Raw genomic sequence first — 16,218 nt, 5'->3', positions numbered from 1 at the left:
CGATGAAAAAAAGCTGGATGTATGTCGCACTCACTTGTTTATTCGAATTACTCTGGGTGTTTGGTTTAAATAGAGCTGATGCGGTGTGGGAGTGGGCGATCATTATTTGCCTGATCCCGGTTGATTTTTATTTTTTAATGAAGGCCTGCGAGAAGCTGCCGACAGGGACCGTGTACGCTGTGTTTGCCGGAGTTGGAACGATTGGTACGTCTTTGATGGATTATGCGCTGTTTGGCGGTTCGTTTTCATTAGAAAAGCTCTTATTTATGGGGATTTTGATTCTCGGGATTATTGGGCTGAAAGTGTCTGATGGAGATGCACATGAGCAGAAAGGAGAAGCGGTATAAATGGGCTGGTTTTTTGTACTATTAGCCTCTGCCTGCGAAATTGGCGGCACCATTGGTCTCAATATGTTTAGTAAGAAGAAACAAATCACGACAGGTATTTTATTTGTCGGCGGATTTGCCTTATCCTTTTTGTTTTTATACGCCTCGTTCTCGTCCGTTCAAGTATCCGTCGCCTATACGGTCTGGATTGGGCTTGGAACGGCGGGTTCTGTCTTGTTGAATATGATTCTATTTAAAGAGCCGAAAAACATGATTCGTATCCTCAGCTTGTTGCTGATTGTGATTGGCGTCGTCGGGCTGAAGTTATTTGCATAATTAAATAACAAAAAAGGAAGGGAATCAAAGCCCCTTCCTTTTTTGTTTCTCATTCAATGGGTATCCTGCTGCTCGAGCAAGAGATCCATTGCGTAAATCGTTTCGCCTCTTTCATCTAATAAAAAGTACACAATCAAAGGCTCTCCAAAAACGGCTGTTTGCTGCGTGAACAAGACACAGGTGAATTTTTCGATACCAATTGGTAGCTTTCTTTTTAATATAGGATGAAGAATAGGCGAAGTCCGAATTGTATCTACATCAACATCCCAACGTTCATTTTTTAATGTTGGATAATGTGCTGATAACAATTGGTGTAGCATGCCAGTCGTGAGCGCTGCTTTTCCATCGTACCCATCATCTATTATGTTGATGTTATACATCCGAAGGTTGCTCACCCTTTGAAGCATTGATTCGTATTCCTTTTAAGACAAAGCGTTTCTGACCATCAAGAGTACAAGTAATCAATGTCAGTTCATTTTTCCCGCGATCCTTGAGTACATCAACATCTGTCGGTTCAATCGTAGCTGAGCTGACAATTTTATATTCGTATGTTTCTGCTTGATGATGTAAGACGACTTTTTCTCCTTTCGGTACCTCTGGCAGCTGCCTGAAAAGACGATCGCCTCTATACCCTCTATGGCCTGCAATCGTGAAATTTCCTTCACCCGGCATTTGATGAGATTTAATTTGAGTCAGTGCAATACCTAAATTTTCTTTTGATGTAACAGGAAGCACTTTTTCGTTTAAATCGATTGACGGGATCTCTAGCTCCATCACATCTCGAAGGTCTTCTTCTGACACAGTGAGATGTGGAATAGAAGAAAGGGCATCACTGTCATTTTCTTCAATCATCTTTAATGCCTGTTCCATTGCTGCTGTCTCTTGAGAAGTTCGCCACTCATATATTAAAGGAACAGAGATGAGCATTAGTCCCGCGACCACCAAAAAGCTGCCTAATAAGGTTCTTTTTTTCATCTATACACTCGTTCCTTCCTTTTACTGAATGGTTCTTCTTCTAAGAACAAGAAGAACAGTTCCAGAAGCTACTAGTAAAATCCCTGCATACATCATATAACGTAGCCATTCTTCCCCAGTCTTTGGCAGCTCCCCATTTGAGTTTGAATCATGAGGCGGATGTTGATCCCCCTTATCTGAAGCTGGAGGATTCGTGTGGTCCACTTCATTCTTCATTGGAGCATTTTTCACAATCAATGTCTTGATCTCCACTTCACCCTTTTGAATTGTAAAAGCGAGTGGTTTCTTTAAAGCTACATAACCATTTGGCGCTTTCGTCTCTGTGAGTGTATATTCACCAGGTTTAAGCCCTTTAACAATGGCTTCTCCGTCTTCTTCTGTTGTCACAGATTTTATGGTTTTCCCAGCTTTTGTACGAATGTCAAAGGCTGCACCTTTTAAAGTTCTATCTGTCTGCTGGTCTACCTTTATGATACGCAGACTTCCTAAAATCAAGTGATTCTTCGCAGTTACTTGAAGTGGCTTCTGCTGATTTTTCTCAATTGTAAACAGGATCGGCTGATCATCCAATTTGTAGCCGTGAGGTGCTTTCGTTTCAACGAATTGATAGTCTCCCGGTTTTAGATCGTTGATATGAATCTTTCCTTTTTGGTCCGTTACAAGTGATTTCTTCAACGTTTTCCCTTCTTTACTCAGAAGCGCATACTCTGCATGTTCGAGCGTATGTCCCTCATCATCGACTTTGGTCAATTCCACTGCTCCCGGCGTCAGTTTGTTGATCATTTCTACTTTTGCTGGTTTGTCTTGACCTAAACGAATCGTAAATGACACAGGTGTCTGATCCAATTCATAGCCGGCAATGCTTGCTGTTTCGACAAATTGGTAGGTTCCTGGCTTCAGTTGATCGACTGTCAGTTGACCGTTTTTGTCTGTCTTTAAGTCTTTCTTTATACGCTGATCGTGGGCATCAATCAGCTCAAAGGTCACGCCAGCGAGCAACTGACCATCCTCCCCTTTTTTCTGAAGCTTTACAGCACTAGTCATCCGAACATTTTCTTTTGTCACTTTCACCAGTTGATTTGGATTGAAATCAATCTTAAAGTCTACTGGTTCTGCATCAAGTTGATGTCCAAAAGGAGCCTTTGTTTCAACCAATTGGTAAGCGCCTGGTTTCAAATCGTTGACAGTGATGATGCCTTTTTCGTTGGTTGTTAAACCTGACATCAATTCTTTACCATCGTCATTGAAAAGGGTAAATTCTGCGCCTTTCAACCTTTCTTTTTCTTCCCCTATTTTTGTGAGTTCTACAGAACCTTTCTTGAGTTGATTGATCGCCTCTACTTGAATCAATTCTTTTTGACCTAAATCAACTTCAAAGACAAGTGGTTTCTCACTCAATTCATAGCCTTCAAGACTCTTTCTTTCAACAAATTGATAGGTTCCAGGTTTTAGACCTGTGAAGGTAATCTTTCCATCCTGATTGGTTGTAATCCCTTCTCCTCCTGCCACAATCTTTCCTTTGGCATCAGATAGATCAAAGACAACCCCTTCTAATGATTTCCCATCTTCACCTTTTTTGTGTAACAGCACTCCGCCAGTTGTGCGGCTATTTTCTTTTGTCACACTGACCAGCTTCTCAGGGTTAAATGGCATAGCAAAAGTGACAGGTGTTTCGTCAAGCTCATGACCGAATGGAGCCTTCGTTTCAACAAACTGATAGGTTCCAGGTTTAAGATCGTTGACGATGATCTTCCCGTTCTCATCTGTGACGAGACCTGTTTTTATCTCTTTTCCATTTGCATCTACAAGCTTGAATTCTGCTCCTTCAAGCGCTTCATTCTTTTCACCGAGCTTCGTGAGCTGGACAGCTCCAGTTTTGAGATCATTGATCACTTTGATCTCTGCCGGTTTTTTTTGTGCGATTTCGATGGTAAACGGATAAGGTTTATTTTTCTTTTGGTACCCATCAATACTCTCTGTCTCCACAAGCTGATATTTGCCCGGTTTGAGGTTATCGACCAAAAGCTTCCCATCTTCATCTGTTGTCAAATCTTTACGCACGACTTTGTCATTTTGATCCGTGATTTCAAAGCGAACACCTTGAAGCTTCTTACCATCTTCCCCTTCTTTCATCACTTCTAATGCACTTGTTTCATATAGGTTCTTTTGTGAAATGATGACTGGTTCTGTTGGATCGAGTGGTACTTCAAATGTGATGGGTGTTTCATCTAATACATAACCATCAGGTGCTTTTGTTTCAATGAGCTGATACGTACCCGGTCTTAGTTCGTTTATCGTGATCTTGCCATTTTCTCCTGTGACAAGCGAACCTTTTAGCTCATGTCCGTCTTGATCTAAGAGCTTGAACTGTGCACCTTCTAGTCTCTCTCCGCCTTCACCTATTTTGCTCAATTCAGCAGAGCCTTTGATGATGTCATTTACAGCGGTGACAATCGTTGTTTCTGTTTGATTTTCTTTAATGGTGAACGGCCATTTTTGCTGATTTAATTGATAGCCTTTCGGTGCGTTTGTTTCAACAAAATAATAGGAACCCGGCTCAAGATGTTTGAAAAGGATTTCTCCTTTTTCGTCCGTTTTCAAATCGGTTTGGACGGTATCTCCAGATTCATTTTTCAGTTCAAATTCTGCATTCTCTAATGCCGCACCCGTCTCTTTGTCTTTTTTCGTTAACTGGACATGCTGGCGGATTTCTTGGTTTTGAACCGTCATGCTGTTTCCTGTTTTCGCTTGATCTCCTGATTCGTAAGGCTGATCAATCGTGACATTGATCGGTTCCTTCGTTTTTATATAACCATCAGGTGCTTTCTCTTCTGTCACGATATAGTCACCATACAGAAGACGATCAAATCGAAGAGATCCTTCTTCATCTGTTGTCTTTGTTCCAATGACGATACCGCTCGCAGCATCAGTCAGAGAAAAGCTTGCTCCTTTTAGCGCTTTTCCACTACTCGCATCTACCTTTTTAATGGTTAAAGCGCCAACCGCTCCTGTGCCATCTCCCATGCCAGCGGTACGTTTGACCACAATTGAGGCTTCGGATTCCTTTTTGATTTCTTTTACATTTTCACCTCTAAACGTTACTTCGTTTTGAAGTGTACTTCCCACCTTATCTAAAATGAGAGATTGGTATTCTAAAATATACGGTCTCGTGATTTCTTCTTTAAATTTGATTTGAAAAGAATCTGGATCGAATTCAAGGTCTAGTTCATAATCCTTCCCTTTTTCCAGCTCTTCCTTTTTGGTCACTTGCCCCTTTTCATCTATTGTTGTCGAATACAGATGAAATGAGTTTTCTATTATGGCTTGGTTACTGCTCGGATGGTCTATAATCGTCGCATCTTGGACTGTTGATTGACCAAAGTTGATATTCAGTTTCCAATCAATGACTTTTCCTTGTTGATTTCCTGATTTGCTCGTGTATTTCCCTCCATTTGGAATAGATACCACAGCATTCACATCTGATTCTTTTGTCTTTCCATCATAAAGGGTCGCTTTATTTTCGTAAGTTTTCTGTACTAAATCCATTCCTTCAACACTTGTTTGATACGTGATTTTGTATGGGGAATCAATGGCATGTTTGAAAATGACTTCGAAGCCTGATTCTCCCTTTTCATTTTCAAGGAATTTGATGTCATAATGTTCTTTCCCTAATACTTCTTTTTCTTCCGCACCATTTTCCCCGCCTTGTAAATCAAGCGAGTAGACGATGATTGAATCTTTAAGCAAACGCTGATTTCCTTGAATGAAATCCTCGATTTTCGCCTCTTCTAAATGTTTCAAGTTATAGTTCACACCGATATTCCATGTGATCTCTTTTTTCTTTGCATCATATGTTCCATTCTTGAAACCATTTGACTGCGTGTATGTGTCAGGCGTGAAGACAGATTGATTCTCCTTCGTCAAATCCTTGCCATCTTCATTTACCCATTCAAGCTTTACGTGGTTACGCAAATTCTTTTGACCTTTATCTGCTCTTTTTTCATAATCAAAAGACGTTGTATATGTGATGGTATGTTCTGTCTTGATTTCTTTCGTAAATTGAATATCAAATCCATTTGCATGTTCAACGATTTGATAATCTGTGCCTTCTTCTAGCACTGTATTACCTGTCGTCACTTTTAAACTATCTTTTTGCAGCGTCAATCCTTCGTTTGTAAACGTATCTTTTAATATCACGTTGTTCATGGTTTGTTGATCTTTGTTGAAGATGATACGCCATGGAATGGTCTTGTTCTTGTAATTCGGTGTTCCATGATTTTTCGTTAGGATTTGCTGGTCAATTCTTTGCTTCCCTTGTTTGCTCTCTTTGCCAGCTGTTACAGTATTGATAATGTCTTCAGCTTCGAAAATTCGCTCGGTTGCTTTTGTTTGATATGTGATGAGATAAGCCGATTGAATATCTTGATTGAATTGCAAGGTAAACCCGTTTTGTTCATCCTTTTTTTGAGGTTGAACCACATAATCTTCAAACGCTTTTGTTCCTGATTCTTTGCCATTCTGATCAATTGTGACTTCCTTGACTTGAAATGAATCAGTAATCAGCGACTGTGTGCCATTAAAGAAGTCTTCTAACAGAGCATCCGTTTCAGCAATCTTTTTTTCGTTATAGTTATAACGAATTTCCCACGTAATTGTTTGTGTGACTGGGTCGTATTGAGCGGCTTTTTTATTTAAAGGACTGCCTCTTGTCACATTCACTGTTCCTTCTGCTGAACTAATCACTTTATCAGCAGAGACAAGGGACGCTTTATTACGAAACGCAGACTGGTCTTGATTCGTAATGTCTGTTTCATACATTAAACGGTAAGCGAGATGCACGTCATCTTTAAATTCAATCGTGAAATCTTGACCATCTGCTGTTTGGCCAATCGTGTAGTGGTTTTTGTCAAGTAGCTGACCAATCGATGTTTCACCATTTAGTTTTGTATCAACACGATAAAGCTTGATTGAATCTTTCTTTAACGCTTGACCTTCTTGAATCGGATCCAACAGTTTCGCTTGTTTCACATCGTCTAAGTCCATATTAAAATCGACTGTCCATTGAATGGTTTCAGCATTGTAAGATCGATTTGGTTCTCCCTTTTTCGAGACGTTTGGACCATTTGGAATGTATTGAATCGGGATCGATATCTTATCTTTGCCCTCAATCGGGGTAATGACCACTTCTTTTTCTTCAGTAATCACAGTTTTTTTATCTAATTGTGTCCATACTTGAAGTGTTCCATGGATATTTGAATATTGTTTAATAAAATCAGTGAATTCGATGGAGGCATTGCCGCTCTCATCTACAGAAAAATAACCAATGGTTGCCTGATTAAATTTCATCTCAAGACGATCGATTTTTTCGTAAATCACTAATTCCTCTGGAACCTTGAAATGGAATTCATCCCCGCCATTATAGCTATGACCGTTTGGGATCGCCCACTCATAGTTAATGGAAATAAGCGAGTTGACGTCAGGTTTATCAACTGAATTTCCTTCCTGATCTTCAAAAATTAATTTCGCATCAGTGAGGAGATTTTCTTGTATCTGCATTTGTTTTGAAACACTTTGCAGCCCTACACGCTTAGATACGCTCACTTTGTTTTTTAGTAATTCCTCTTCATTACTTTGTTTCGTTTGAGCGGCTTCTTGATTCTTATCTTCTTTTTCAGATGAGGTTGAATCATCTTTTGGAAGGCTTTCTTCATGCTCGTTTTGCTTTGTTTTTTCTTTTTGCTCAGCTATACTGGTGACATCGATGTCTATTGATCCTTCTAAATTCGGATCAAGCTCAACATCTTCTTTAAATATGACCGTCACTTCATTTTGTTTTGAAACAGTATACTCGCCAACAATGATGCCATCCACTGTAATGGATTCCTTTTGCTCCTTCTCTACCTGTATGGCTGAAGGAAGAGTGTGAACATACGGATATTGTTTTTTTAGATCTATTCCTTTAATCGACCAATGAACAATTGCCTTTCTAACTTGCTGATCTTCTATGTTTGATAACTTGTTTCCTTCGCTATCAACAAACTCAATATCCCCATAAATGTTTTCTTGGCTTTCTTTGGCTTGTGCCCCTGCTAAAGGCAAAATTCCTAATATACTAGACTGTATGACTAACACCGCGATGAGAGCCAATGACAATATTCTTTTCAATACATCCACCCTTTTCTAAAATTAATTTTCAACAACGATAAAAAAATCAGTTAATCACTCCGCTTCTGATCAAATATTTTCTAAAAAATTGCACCTTAAGACCCTATGAATAAAATGAGTTGATCAATCATGAGGTTGAAAGGAAATCACAGTAGTGGAAATAGTAACTGGATAGGGGTCTATAGTAATGGGGAATAGTGAGAGGATCGTGATTGTGAAAAAGAATAAATGTGAATGTTTCTATTTATACTGGAATAAACAATAAATTATAATACATGCATATATAAGCATGTACTCACATATGGGTCATTCATATGAAACAAGCGTGTATCATACCGTATGTAAGGCGAGTCAGTTCAGCATTATGTAGATCGCATTCCTTTCTACTCCCTTTCATATGGTAATCAAAAAGCTGTTGCGTTTTATTCTTACATTTACCGTTTCAACAGCAAAAAAATAAACTTAAATATCTAAAATGATCCATTTTTATAGGATTCATGGCTTACTTATCACCTTTTAAAAGAAATATATGGAGAATCAGGGCATAACATTTGTTTTCGTCTAATTTTTTTCTCTTTTATCATGAAAAGTGAAGACAAAACGATTTAGCCTAAACATTAAAATCATTTTATGCCTATTTAGAGAATCAAATGTTCTTTAAGTGAACTTCATAATATAAAGGCAAACCAAGGGAAGGAGATAGTTGTTTAATGGAGCTCATTGATAGTAAATCAAAGAGATGGATAAAAATTTTAAAACTGCTTGTATCAAAAGATAAGTGGTGGAGCCTTCAAGAGATATCGAATGAACAAATCGGTTCGGTTCGTGCCATTCAAAGCGATTTAGAACAAATGAAGTCGTTCCAAACAGAGAACGGAGAGCCGTTAATCCACATAAAGCCAAGACAAGGCATATCCATTTCTTATACACAGACGATACGAGTCGACTACTATATCAAAGAAATTCTAAAAGATACGATTGAAATTCGATTGATTGACGGCGTTTTCTTTGAACAAAACAGGTCTTTCTATGAATGGATGGACACGCTGAATATCAGTAGATCCACATTGTATAACACCATTCATAAAATCAATTCGCTTCTTATCTCGTATGACATTGAATTACGACCAGATAGTATGCAGTTCCATGGAAATGAGAAGGAGATTCGTCAATTTTTTGTGGAATTTTTGTTTGAAGTGTATGGAAGCAGGCTTTGGCCATTCGATGATATTCAAAAGCAAGATGCAGTTGATTATTTACAAAAGCTATTTCAGGTGCTTGAAGTCAATCTACCAGATGTGGCGATAGATAAATTTTGCCTATGGCTCGCCGTTTCCATTCACCGAGTGAGGAAAAATTTTACCATTCGACGCAATTATACGTACTCAATGGATAAGGAAAAACAAACATCTACAGCTAAAGGTATCTATAAACAAATCAAAAACTTGGAAGAACAAGTTTGCCAAATGACAAAGGACATTTTTGGTGTTACGTTGGATCGTCATGAATTTGTCTTTTTACTATTGATTGAACCAGCTATTGGCCATTATAAATCAATTGAAACGGTCGAAGAAAAATTGACGTTCTTTCAATCGCATACACCACACCTCTTTGAAGCCATTCATTCCTTTATCAATCAATTGGAGTTGATTTTTCATCAAGAGGTGGCTAATCGCAAGGCGATGACACTGATTCTTCTCCAATATTATGTGTATTCTAGGGAAATTACCGTAAGAGATGGATTCCTTTTCAAAAAGAAATCGAGTTATTTATCAGAGGTAAAAAAACAGCTCCCTTACTTCTATTCGAGGATTACTCATATCATCCAAGAGTTAAAAACAGACGATATACTCGCTTCTTTTGTGAAAAATGAACGAGAATTGATTCGTATCATTACTTCTAACTGGAGGGGGCTTGTTCATTTGGAAATGAATCGGAGAAACGTGTTGAACATTTTTGTCATTTCAACATTAGGTTATAATCATAGTTTGTTTATTGCGGATTTAATTAAATTAAGATTGCCTCCTCTCATTCATATTTTCACAAGTCCAGAAAATACATTAAATGAAGTGACAATGGATCGACTTGGGATTGATATGATTGTGACCGATACTGAGCTTCCTCATCAATTAGGACGGTCTACGCTACTGATCAGCTCTTTTCCAACAAAGAAGGAATTGGACAACTTGCACTCAAGATTGGTTGATATGACAAACTAAGATTCACCAAAAAAAGCTGCTGAGGAGCCCTCTAGCAGCTTTTTGCTTCTGTATTAATGAAGCACGATTTGTTCATTCATCAAATCAATGGCATAAAGCGATTGCTCATATTCATCTAATAGAAGGTATACTTTGAGCGGTGCAGCCGTTTGATCTGTCTGCTGCGTGAATAGGACACAAGTGAATTTTTCGATCCCCTCTGGCAGCTTGCTTTTCAGAAAAGGATGAAGAATAGGAGAGATTCGAAGGGTATCAACATCTTTTAGCCAAAGTTCATCTTGTAACGCAGGATAATGGTCAACCAAAAACTGACGAAACACTTCCAATGTACTCAAGGTAGATATCCTCACTTTCTTCTATCATGGCTTCAAGCTTACCTAAACCAAACATGTTCAAAGTCATCCTATGATGTCAGCCCACCAAATGTCGTATACGACTAGAGACACGATTTCATTTTTTTCAAACAGCATTGTAGATCAACTTGACTGTCATGAGTGTTTCATATGTATGACGTCTACTCATATTCCAACCGATGGACCTATGATCATATTCTTATTTGTTTCTTTCGTGATGAAACGACAACTTCCTGCTACAAAATTCCAAATTTCTTCAAAAAATTGGGGCAACGAGTCAAAAAAGAACAGCTCCTCACTGTTCTTTCAAAGAAAACACTTCGCCGCTCACTGCATCAACACCATCATGGCAATCGAGCTTTCCGCATAGAACATATTGTTTTTGCACTTCGTCATAGACGTAGATAGGTGTAAGTTCAAGACGTTCTCTCAATTTTTCAAAGGCTTCTTTCTGAGATATAGAAATTTCATTTGCCGCTTGAGAGGGGCTGAGTATCCCGCACACTTGAAACATCTCTTTTTTGTCGATGTAATTAACGGCTTCAAACGAGCTGGCGTCAATGAAGACTTTGAGCTTGTCCATAAACCCACTGCTTTCTTGCCCGTTCGTTTTTAATATCGCATGGATGTATCCATGATCACGATGGAGTGTTTTCAGAACCCACTTTCCTGAATCCTTTGGATATTTTTGCGCCAAGAAGGTTCGAACTGCTTTGATACACTCGGCTTGCTCTTCTTTTGATATCGGTAAGGCATCTGGTGACGGTTCCAATGAGAATGCTTGTTCAGCTGAAATATTCTCATGAATGTCTATTTCTTTTTTTTCAAAGGTATTGTTTAACGGTTCATTCCATTCAATGACCTCATTCACATGTATACAATGCGTTTCTTCACGTCCAATTTCATACGGAATCGTGCCTGTTCCATCGTTTTTCACATAAATTTCTTCTAACGCATAAATAGATCGGATCCGGTTATGCTCGAAGGAAGGCCATTGAAACAGCTGGACTTGCTGCTTAGCTAAGTTTTCCAGCTTATCAAGAGAAAGCGCATATTCCTCAGCTTTCAGTAATGTTTTAGCTAAAAATGGGCCGTGGTGTGTAAAGTACATGAGCTGTCCATGTTCATTCCATTTCACTTCGATTCTGCCTGAAGGTGTGACTTTCACACCATCTATTGCTTCTTCAAAAGAAAGTTCCCCTCTCTCCTTATGGTGCATATGAAAATGCTCTCCATAGATCAACCCTGTTTCTTGTTCGATCCATTGAATGACATGAGCTGGATAAGGTCTCTTAAACGTGACACCGTGCCGCGCATAGGTTTTGTCCATAACAAAAATAACCGATTCGATCTGTCCTGTATTCAAATTCACTTCAATGACAGCTGTGCCGTCTGGGTTGACATCGTCGTCTTCAGGTTCAGCTTCATGAGAGGGGAACCATTCCATATTCAATGTATAAATCGTTTCATTGAACATGTTGACGTAACGATAAAAACTGTGTCTTTTTAAATAGTAAAGATCTAAGCCAAATTTCACCTTTGTCTGATCGATTAGTTGTTGAATGTTTGCATTCAATGGTTTCACCTCAAAATGGTTTTGTTTTATGGAAGAAGAAACATGACGATAAAGCCGAATATGGCGATTGCCATAAATAATCCTAAAGCTATTCCCATCATATTTGACTCTTTTGTATAGCCAATTAATTCACCTTCAGTCGATCGGTCGATTTTTCTAAATCGAAAAAGCATGCTTATATTCAAAATAGCTAAAACCATCAAAAACAAGAAAATGATCAATGTAGGATCGACGTCACTAAATGTATTATCGACATTTTGAAAAGTGAATGATTGAATAAACATCATGCCGCTCAATACGACTTTCCAAACAAGATCTAACCGTTTTTCTTTTTCCCACTCTTTCCCTAATTTCTCTTTTTCATAAATAGCCACCTTCTCTAAAATAGGTATGAAAGACTTTGTTTTATCTTTTTTGATAAAACCTAAAATGGCTTGGAGAAGCATGAAAATTCCTAAACAAAAAAGGAAATGTGTGAGTTGTATTTTTAAAATTTCAATCGCCATAAAAAAAACGATAATTAGAAGACCGACTATTAAATTAGAGACAGCGATTTGTTTTGTCCTCATCTTTTTCAGTGCAGCTTGTTCCATGTCATAAACTCCTCTCCGTTTTCAATGTTTCTGTTGAACGCTCTATCTTTATTACGATTCCACCGAAAAAACGTTTCAATATTTTCCCTTTCTATTGTCAATTCGGCTTTTTTCGCAAATGAAAAGACGCCCATCATTTAATGAACGTCTTATTCTTCTTCATGAAATCAGCACATCATATTTGAGCAACTGTTCTATCTTTTATTTGTTGAGCCGCCATGTGTTGAAAGTTATCAATAGACAGCTGTTTTGAAGTCTTTTCTCCATGCTGTCTGATATTCAGTGTTTTTTCTTGCATTTCTGTATCGCCAATGACAGCGATATAAGGGATTTTTTGCATTTGTGCTTCTCTCATTTTATAGCCGAGCTTTTCATCCCGTTCATCGATTGTGACTCTGATGCCGATCTTTCTTAATTGCTGCTGCACCTCGAGGCAATGATCAAGGTGAATCTTTGAGACAGGAATGATTTGTACTTGCACTGGTGCCAGCCATAACGGGAAGGCGCCAGCGAAATGCTCAATGAGAATGCCAAGGAAACGATCAAGAGAACCGAAAATGGCACTGTGAATCACAACTGGCCGTACCTTTTCATTCTTTTCATTGATATATGTTAAATCAAATTTCTCAGGCATTTGAAAATCTAGCTGGATTGTGGCGCACTGATGGCTACGCTGCAAAGCATCTTTAATATGAAAATCGATCTTCGGGCCATAAAATGCCCCATCTCCTTCATTTAGCTGATAATCGACCTTTAGCCGATCAAGCACATTCTTTAGTGCTGATTCAGAAATATCCCAAATGGCATCATCCCCTAACGCCTTTTCTGGACGAGTAGATAGTTCCACAGAGTACTCAAACCCAAATGTCCGATACACATGATCAACTAATTGGAAAATCCGTTTGATTTCAGCTTCAATTTGATCTTCTCTCAAAAAAATATGGGCATCATCTTGGCAAAATGTTCTGACCCTGAACAATCCATTTAATGCGCCGCTAAATTCATGACGATGCACCTGTCCAAACTCAGCCATTCTGATCGGAAGGTCTCTATATGAAAATAGGCTGTTTTTAAACATGAGCATATGTCCTGGACAATTCATCGGTTTTAAAGCAAAGCTTGTATGATCTACTTCTGAGAAATACATATTTTCATGGTAATGATCCCAGTGACCTGACTTTTCCCATAGCTCTTGGTTCATCATAAACGGTGTGCTCACTTCTTCATATTGCGCTTTGCTTCGAACTTCTCTTGAAAAGGCCATTAATTCATTTCTCACAATCTGACCTTTTGGTAAATAAAACGGCATACCTGGCGCTTCTTCTGAAAACATAAACAGAGATAATTGTTTCCCTAATTTTCGGTGATCACGTTTGCTTGCTTCTTCCATGAAATGAAGATACTCGGCTAGTTGTTTTGGATGTTGAAACGCGACACCATACACTCGCTGCAATACATCTTGCTGACTATCGCCCCGCCAATAAGCCCCTGCCACACGTGTTAGCTTAAATGACTTTACGAATCCAGTAGAAGGTAAATGAGGCCCGCGGCATAAATCGATAAATTCACCTTGCTGATACACTGTGATGGCTTCTTCCGATGGGAGACGTTTTAAAATATCCAGCTTATATGGATCATGCTCAAACATCGATTCAGCTTCTTTGTAGGAAATCTCCTTTCTTTTGATATGATGATTCTCGTTGATGATGATTTCCATTTCTTTTTCAATTGCAGCCAAATCCTCTACACTTAATGTTTGATTCAGCTTCATGTCATAGTAAAATCCATTTTCAATAACAGGCCCGATTCCAAGTGTGACATTGCCGTATAACCTTTTCACAGCTTGGGCTAATACGTGTGCAGATGTATGGCGCAGTACTTCAAGCCCTTCTTTTGAATCGAGTGTGACAATAGACAGCCGAGTATCGCTTTCCAGCTGATGACTGACATCGACCATTTGTTCATTGATCTTTCCTGCCACTGCTTTCTTCCTTAAGCTTGGGCTAATATAGGAGGCAACATCTGCGACAGTCGTACCTGCAGAGAACTCCTTTATCTTTCCATCTGGAAATTGAATCTTCACCATTTTTTCTCTCATGACTGACACACCTTTCTTTTTTTAAAAAATAAAAAACACACCCATCCCGTGTAAAGGGACGAATGTGTAATCCGTGGTTCCACCCAAATTCCCATAATGCATACTCGCTTTATGGCTCTGGTGCCGTAACGTGGCATTGACGGTATTGGATACTTCAATTTTCCCCAATACAGCTCAAAGGTGGTAAGACAGCTTTTCTGCGTTAGGAAGATTTCAGCGTGACTTCCCTCTCTGGTAACCGATAAAAGCTGCTCATGTCCTTTTCAAAGCAATGATCATAGTTGAGTGAACAAAAAAAACACACCCATCCCTCATAAAGGGACGAATGTGTAATCCGTGGTTCCACCCAAATTCCCATAACGCGTATTCGCTTTATGGCTCTGGTGCCGTAACGTGGCGTAGACGATATTGGATACTATGATTTCCCCAATACAGCTCAAAGGTGGTAAGACATTTTTCTGCGCTAGGAAGATTTCAGCGTAACTTCCCTCTCTGATAACCAGTAAAAATGACTCATGTCCTTTTCTTCGCTTTTAATTTCTCCATATTTTACATGAAGGCGATGGATCATGTAAAGCTTTATTTTTTGCAATTCTACCGAATTTCATGCTTTAAATGACATATTGCATGTATTTGGACATTAATTAAATTTTGTCTGGTTGTATGATAAATTGCTGGTGGAATAATTAAATCAACCACAATTCACTTCGATTTCTTAATCCTGATAGTAAGAGTATAACTGGGAAATTTCTATATCTATTCCACCTTTAACAAGTCTATGTCTCCTACTGTTAAATAGCTTATCTAATATTTCTCTCTTATCCTCAAATCGTCCATAATGGATTTTTTTATGACAGGCTAAACAAATTGAGACAATATTAGCATGGATGTCTAAACTATGATCAAATTGATCTTGATATTGCATTGGTATCAAATGGTGAGCCTCTACATAATTCTTTCCATTAAATTTAGAAATAAAATGTCTGTGTTGATTGTCAAACTCACATAAATAGTTAGCATTAGCTACAGCTTCACTTGCATATTTAGGATTTCTACGCCATACCATTTTATTATTCACTAACCTATGTTTAGGCTTATCTTTCGGCTTATCCTTAATATCAAAACTTCTTACTTCAGTGGGATTTTCTATTAGGTACTTATCAAATTCCTGCTCCTCTTTAAATAGTTCTGCTTGTAACTCAGAATCATAATAATACTCAATGTATTTTTTCAAATGATTTAGAGCTACACTATACATCCTATGACCTTTTTCATTCTTCTTTTTAAATTTAGCATTACTAAGGATTGCATCTATAAAGGATGTATCAGTTAAAGTAAATAAATTAATATTCTGTAATCCATAATCTCTTAATTCTAATGATATTGTACCAATAGCTTTAGAGTATCTCCCTATAGAATATGGTTTTAAATTTGCATAAGTTTTTAACCATTCAGCAAAAGTTTCTTGAGTCATCAATGGTACTATTCACTCTCTCTGTATATTGTTTTCTATATAAAAGATATTATTTTTAAAGTTAGTCAGCAGAAATAATATGATCTTTTGAATTTTGTATTAT

11 protein-coding genes and 2 other annotated features are annotated in these 16,218 nt (G+C 38.2%); of the genes, 3 read left to right on the top strand and 8 right to left on the bottom strand.

The genetic code is table 11. The annotated features are described in order from the left end of the window. The first annotated feature begins 2 nt into the window (after positions 1-2). Together GPS65_RS13875 and GPS65_RS13870 are read left to right on the top strand one after the other, a co-directional pair. Positions 3-347: a DMT family transporter gene (locus tag GPS65_RS13875; protein ID WP_003217798.1), complete on the top strand. Its 345-nt coding sequence runs from the start codon at positions 3-5 to the stop codon at positions 345-347. Then, positions 348-662 (top strand): DMT family transporter, encoded by a 315-nt coding sequence (locus GPS65_RS13870; protein WP_012009297.1) that lies wholly within the window; start codon positions 348-350, stop codon positions 660-662. Positions 663-715: 53 nt separating this feature from the next. Here GPS65_RS13870 and GPS65_RS13865 read toward each other — a convergent pair whose 3' ends face one another. From GPS65_RS13865 to GPS65_RS13855, 3 genes are read right to left on the bottom strand one after another with little or no spacing between them, the layout of a single operon-like run. Beyond that, positions 716-1,042: a hypothetical protein gene (locus GPS65_RS13865; RefSeq protein ID WP_144457454.1), complete on the bottom strand. Its 327-nt coding sequence runs from the start codon at positions 1,040-1,042 to the stop codon at positions 716-718. After that, complete coding sequence (locus tag GPS65_RS13860) at positions 1,035-1,637, bottom strand: class D sortase (protein ID WP_144457452.1); 603 nt, start codon at positions 1,635-1,637, stop codon at positions 1,035-1,037. The genes GPS65_RS13865 and GPS65_RS13860 overlap by 8 nt, the downstream gene beginning before the upstream one ends. Positions 1,638-1,658: 21 nt before the next feature. Then, positions 1,659-7,811 carry a SpaA isopeptide-forming pilin-related protein gene (locus GPS65_RS13855; RefSeq protein ID WP_238389103.1) on the bottom strand — a complete coding sequence of 2,051 codons (6,153 nt, stop codon included), beginning with the start codon at positions 7,809-7,811 and terminating at the stop codon, positions 1,659-1,661. A 701-nt stretch (positions 7,812-8,512) separates the two neighbouring features. On the opposite strand from GPS65_RS13855, the gene GPS65_RS13850 reads away from it, so the two are divergent. After that, positions 8,513-10,021, top strand: a complete 1,509-nt coding sequence (locus GPS65_RS13850) for an AcpB/EbpR/MafR family transcriptional regulator (protein ID WP_144457448.1) — start codon at positions 8,513-8,515, stop codon at positions 10,019-10,021. 53 nt (positions 10,022-10,074) lie between these two features. Here GPS65_RS13850 and GPS65_RS13845 read toward each other — a convergent pair whose 3' ends face one another. The 5 genes from GPS65_RS13845 to GPS65_RS13825 form a co-directional block, all read right to left on the bottom strand. Beyond that, positions 10,075-10,356: a hypothetical protein gene (locus tag GPS65_RS13845; RefSeq protein ID WP_003217864.1), complete on the bottom strand. Its 282-nt coding sequence runs from the start codon at positions 10,354-10,356 to the stop codon at positions 10,075-10,077. A 313-nt stretch (positions 10,357-10,669) separates the two neighbouring features. Further along, complete coding sequence (locus GPS65_RS13840; protein ID WP_238389102.1) at positions 10,670-11,959, bottom strand: hypothetical protein; 1,290 nt, start codon at positions 11,957-11,959, stop codon at positions 10,670-10,672. A 17-nt stretch (positions 11,960-11,976) separates the two neighbouring features. Continuing rightward, positions 11,977-12,543, bottom strand: a complete 567-nt coding sequence (locus GPS65_RS13835; protein ID WP_119124584.1) for a hypothetical protein — start codon at positions 12,541-12,543, stop codon at positions 11,977-11,979. A gap of 175 nt (positions 12,544-12,718) precedes the next feature. After that, a complete protein-coding gene (thrS, locus tag GPS65_RS13830; protein WP_161985439.1) occupies positions 12,719-14,641 on the bottom strand; it encodes a threonine--tRNA ligase in 1,923 nt (640 codons plus the stop codon). Between the two features lie 51 nt (positions 14,642-14,692). Next, positions 14,693-14,917: a binding site (T-box leader), on the bottom strand. A 38-nt stretch (positions 14,918-14,955) separates the two neighbouring features. Next, positions 14,956-15,178, bottom strand: a binding site (T-box leader). Between the two features lie 178 nt (positions 15,179-15,356). Further along, complete coding sequence (locus GPS65_RS13825; protein WP_119124582.1) at positions 15,357-16,118, bottom strand: HNH endonuclease; 762 nt, start codon at positions 16,116-16,118, stop codon at positions 15,357-15,359. Positions 16,119-16,218 lie beyond the last annotated feature (100 nt).

Source organism: Bacillus pumilus, assembly GCF_009937765.1.
Taxonomy (GTDB): Bacteria; Bacillota; Bacilli; order Bacillales; family Bacillaceae; genus Bacillus; species Bacillus pumilus_O.
The sequence above is the reverse complement of the archived record's forward strand: the minus strand, read 5'-3'. Positions and strand labels throughout refer to the sequence as shown.

Coding starts and splice junctions, on each gene's coding strand:
- GPS65_RS13835 (WP_119124584.1), bottom strand. CDS start 12,543: ATGGAACAAGCTGCACTGAAAAAGATGAGGACAAAACAAATCGCTGTC.
- thrS (WP_161985439.1), bottom strand. CDS start 14,641: ATGAGAGAAAAAATGGTGAAGATTCAATTTCCAGATGGAAAGATAAAG.
- GPS65_RS13865 (WP_144457454.1), bottom strand. CDS start 1,042: ATGTATAACATCAACATAATAGATGATGGGTACGATGGAAAAGCAGCG.
- GPS65_RS13875 (WP_003217798.1), top strand. CDS start 3: ATGAAAAAAAGCTGGATGTATGTCGCACTCACTTGTTTATTCGAATTA.
- GPS65_RS13860 (WP_144457452.1), bottom strand. CDS start 1,637: ATGAAAAAAAGAACCTTATTAGGCAGCTTTTTGGTGGTCGCGGGACTA.
- GPS65_RS13870 (WP_012009297.1), top strand. CDS start 348: ATGGGCTGGTTTTTTGTACTATTAGCCTCTGCCTGCGAAATTGGCGGC.
- GPS65_RS13850 (WP_144457448.1), top strand. CDS start 8,513: ATGGAGCTCATTGATAGTAAATCAAAGAGATGGATAAAAATTTTAAAA.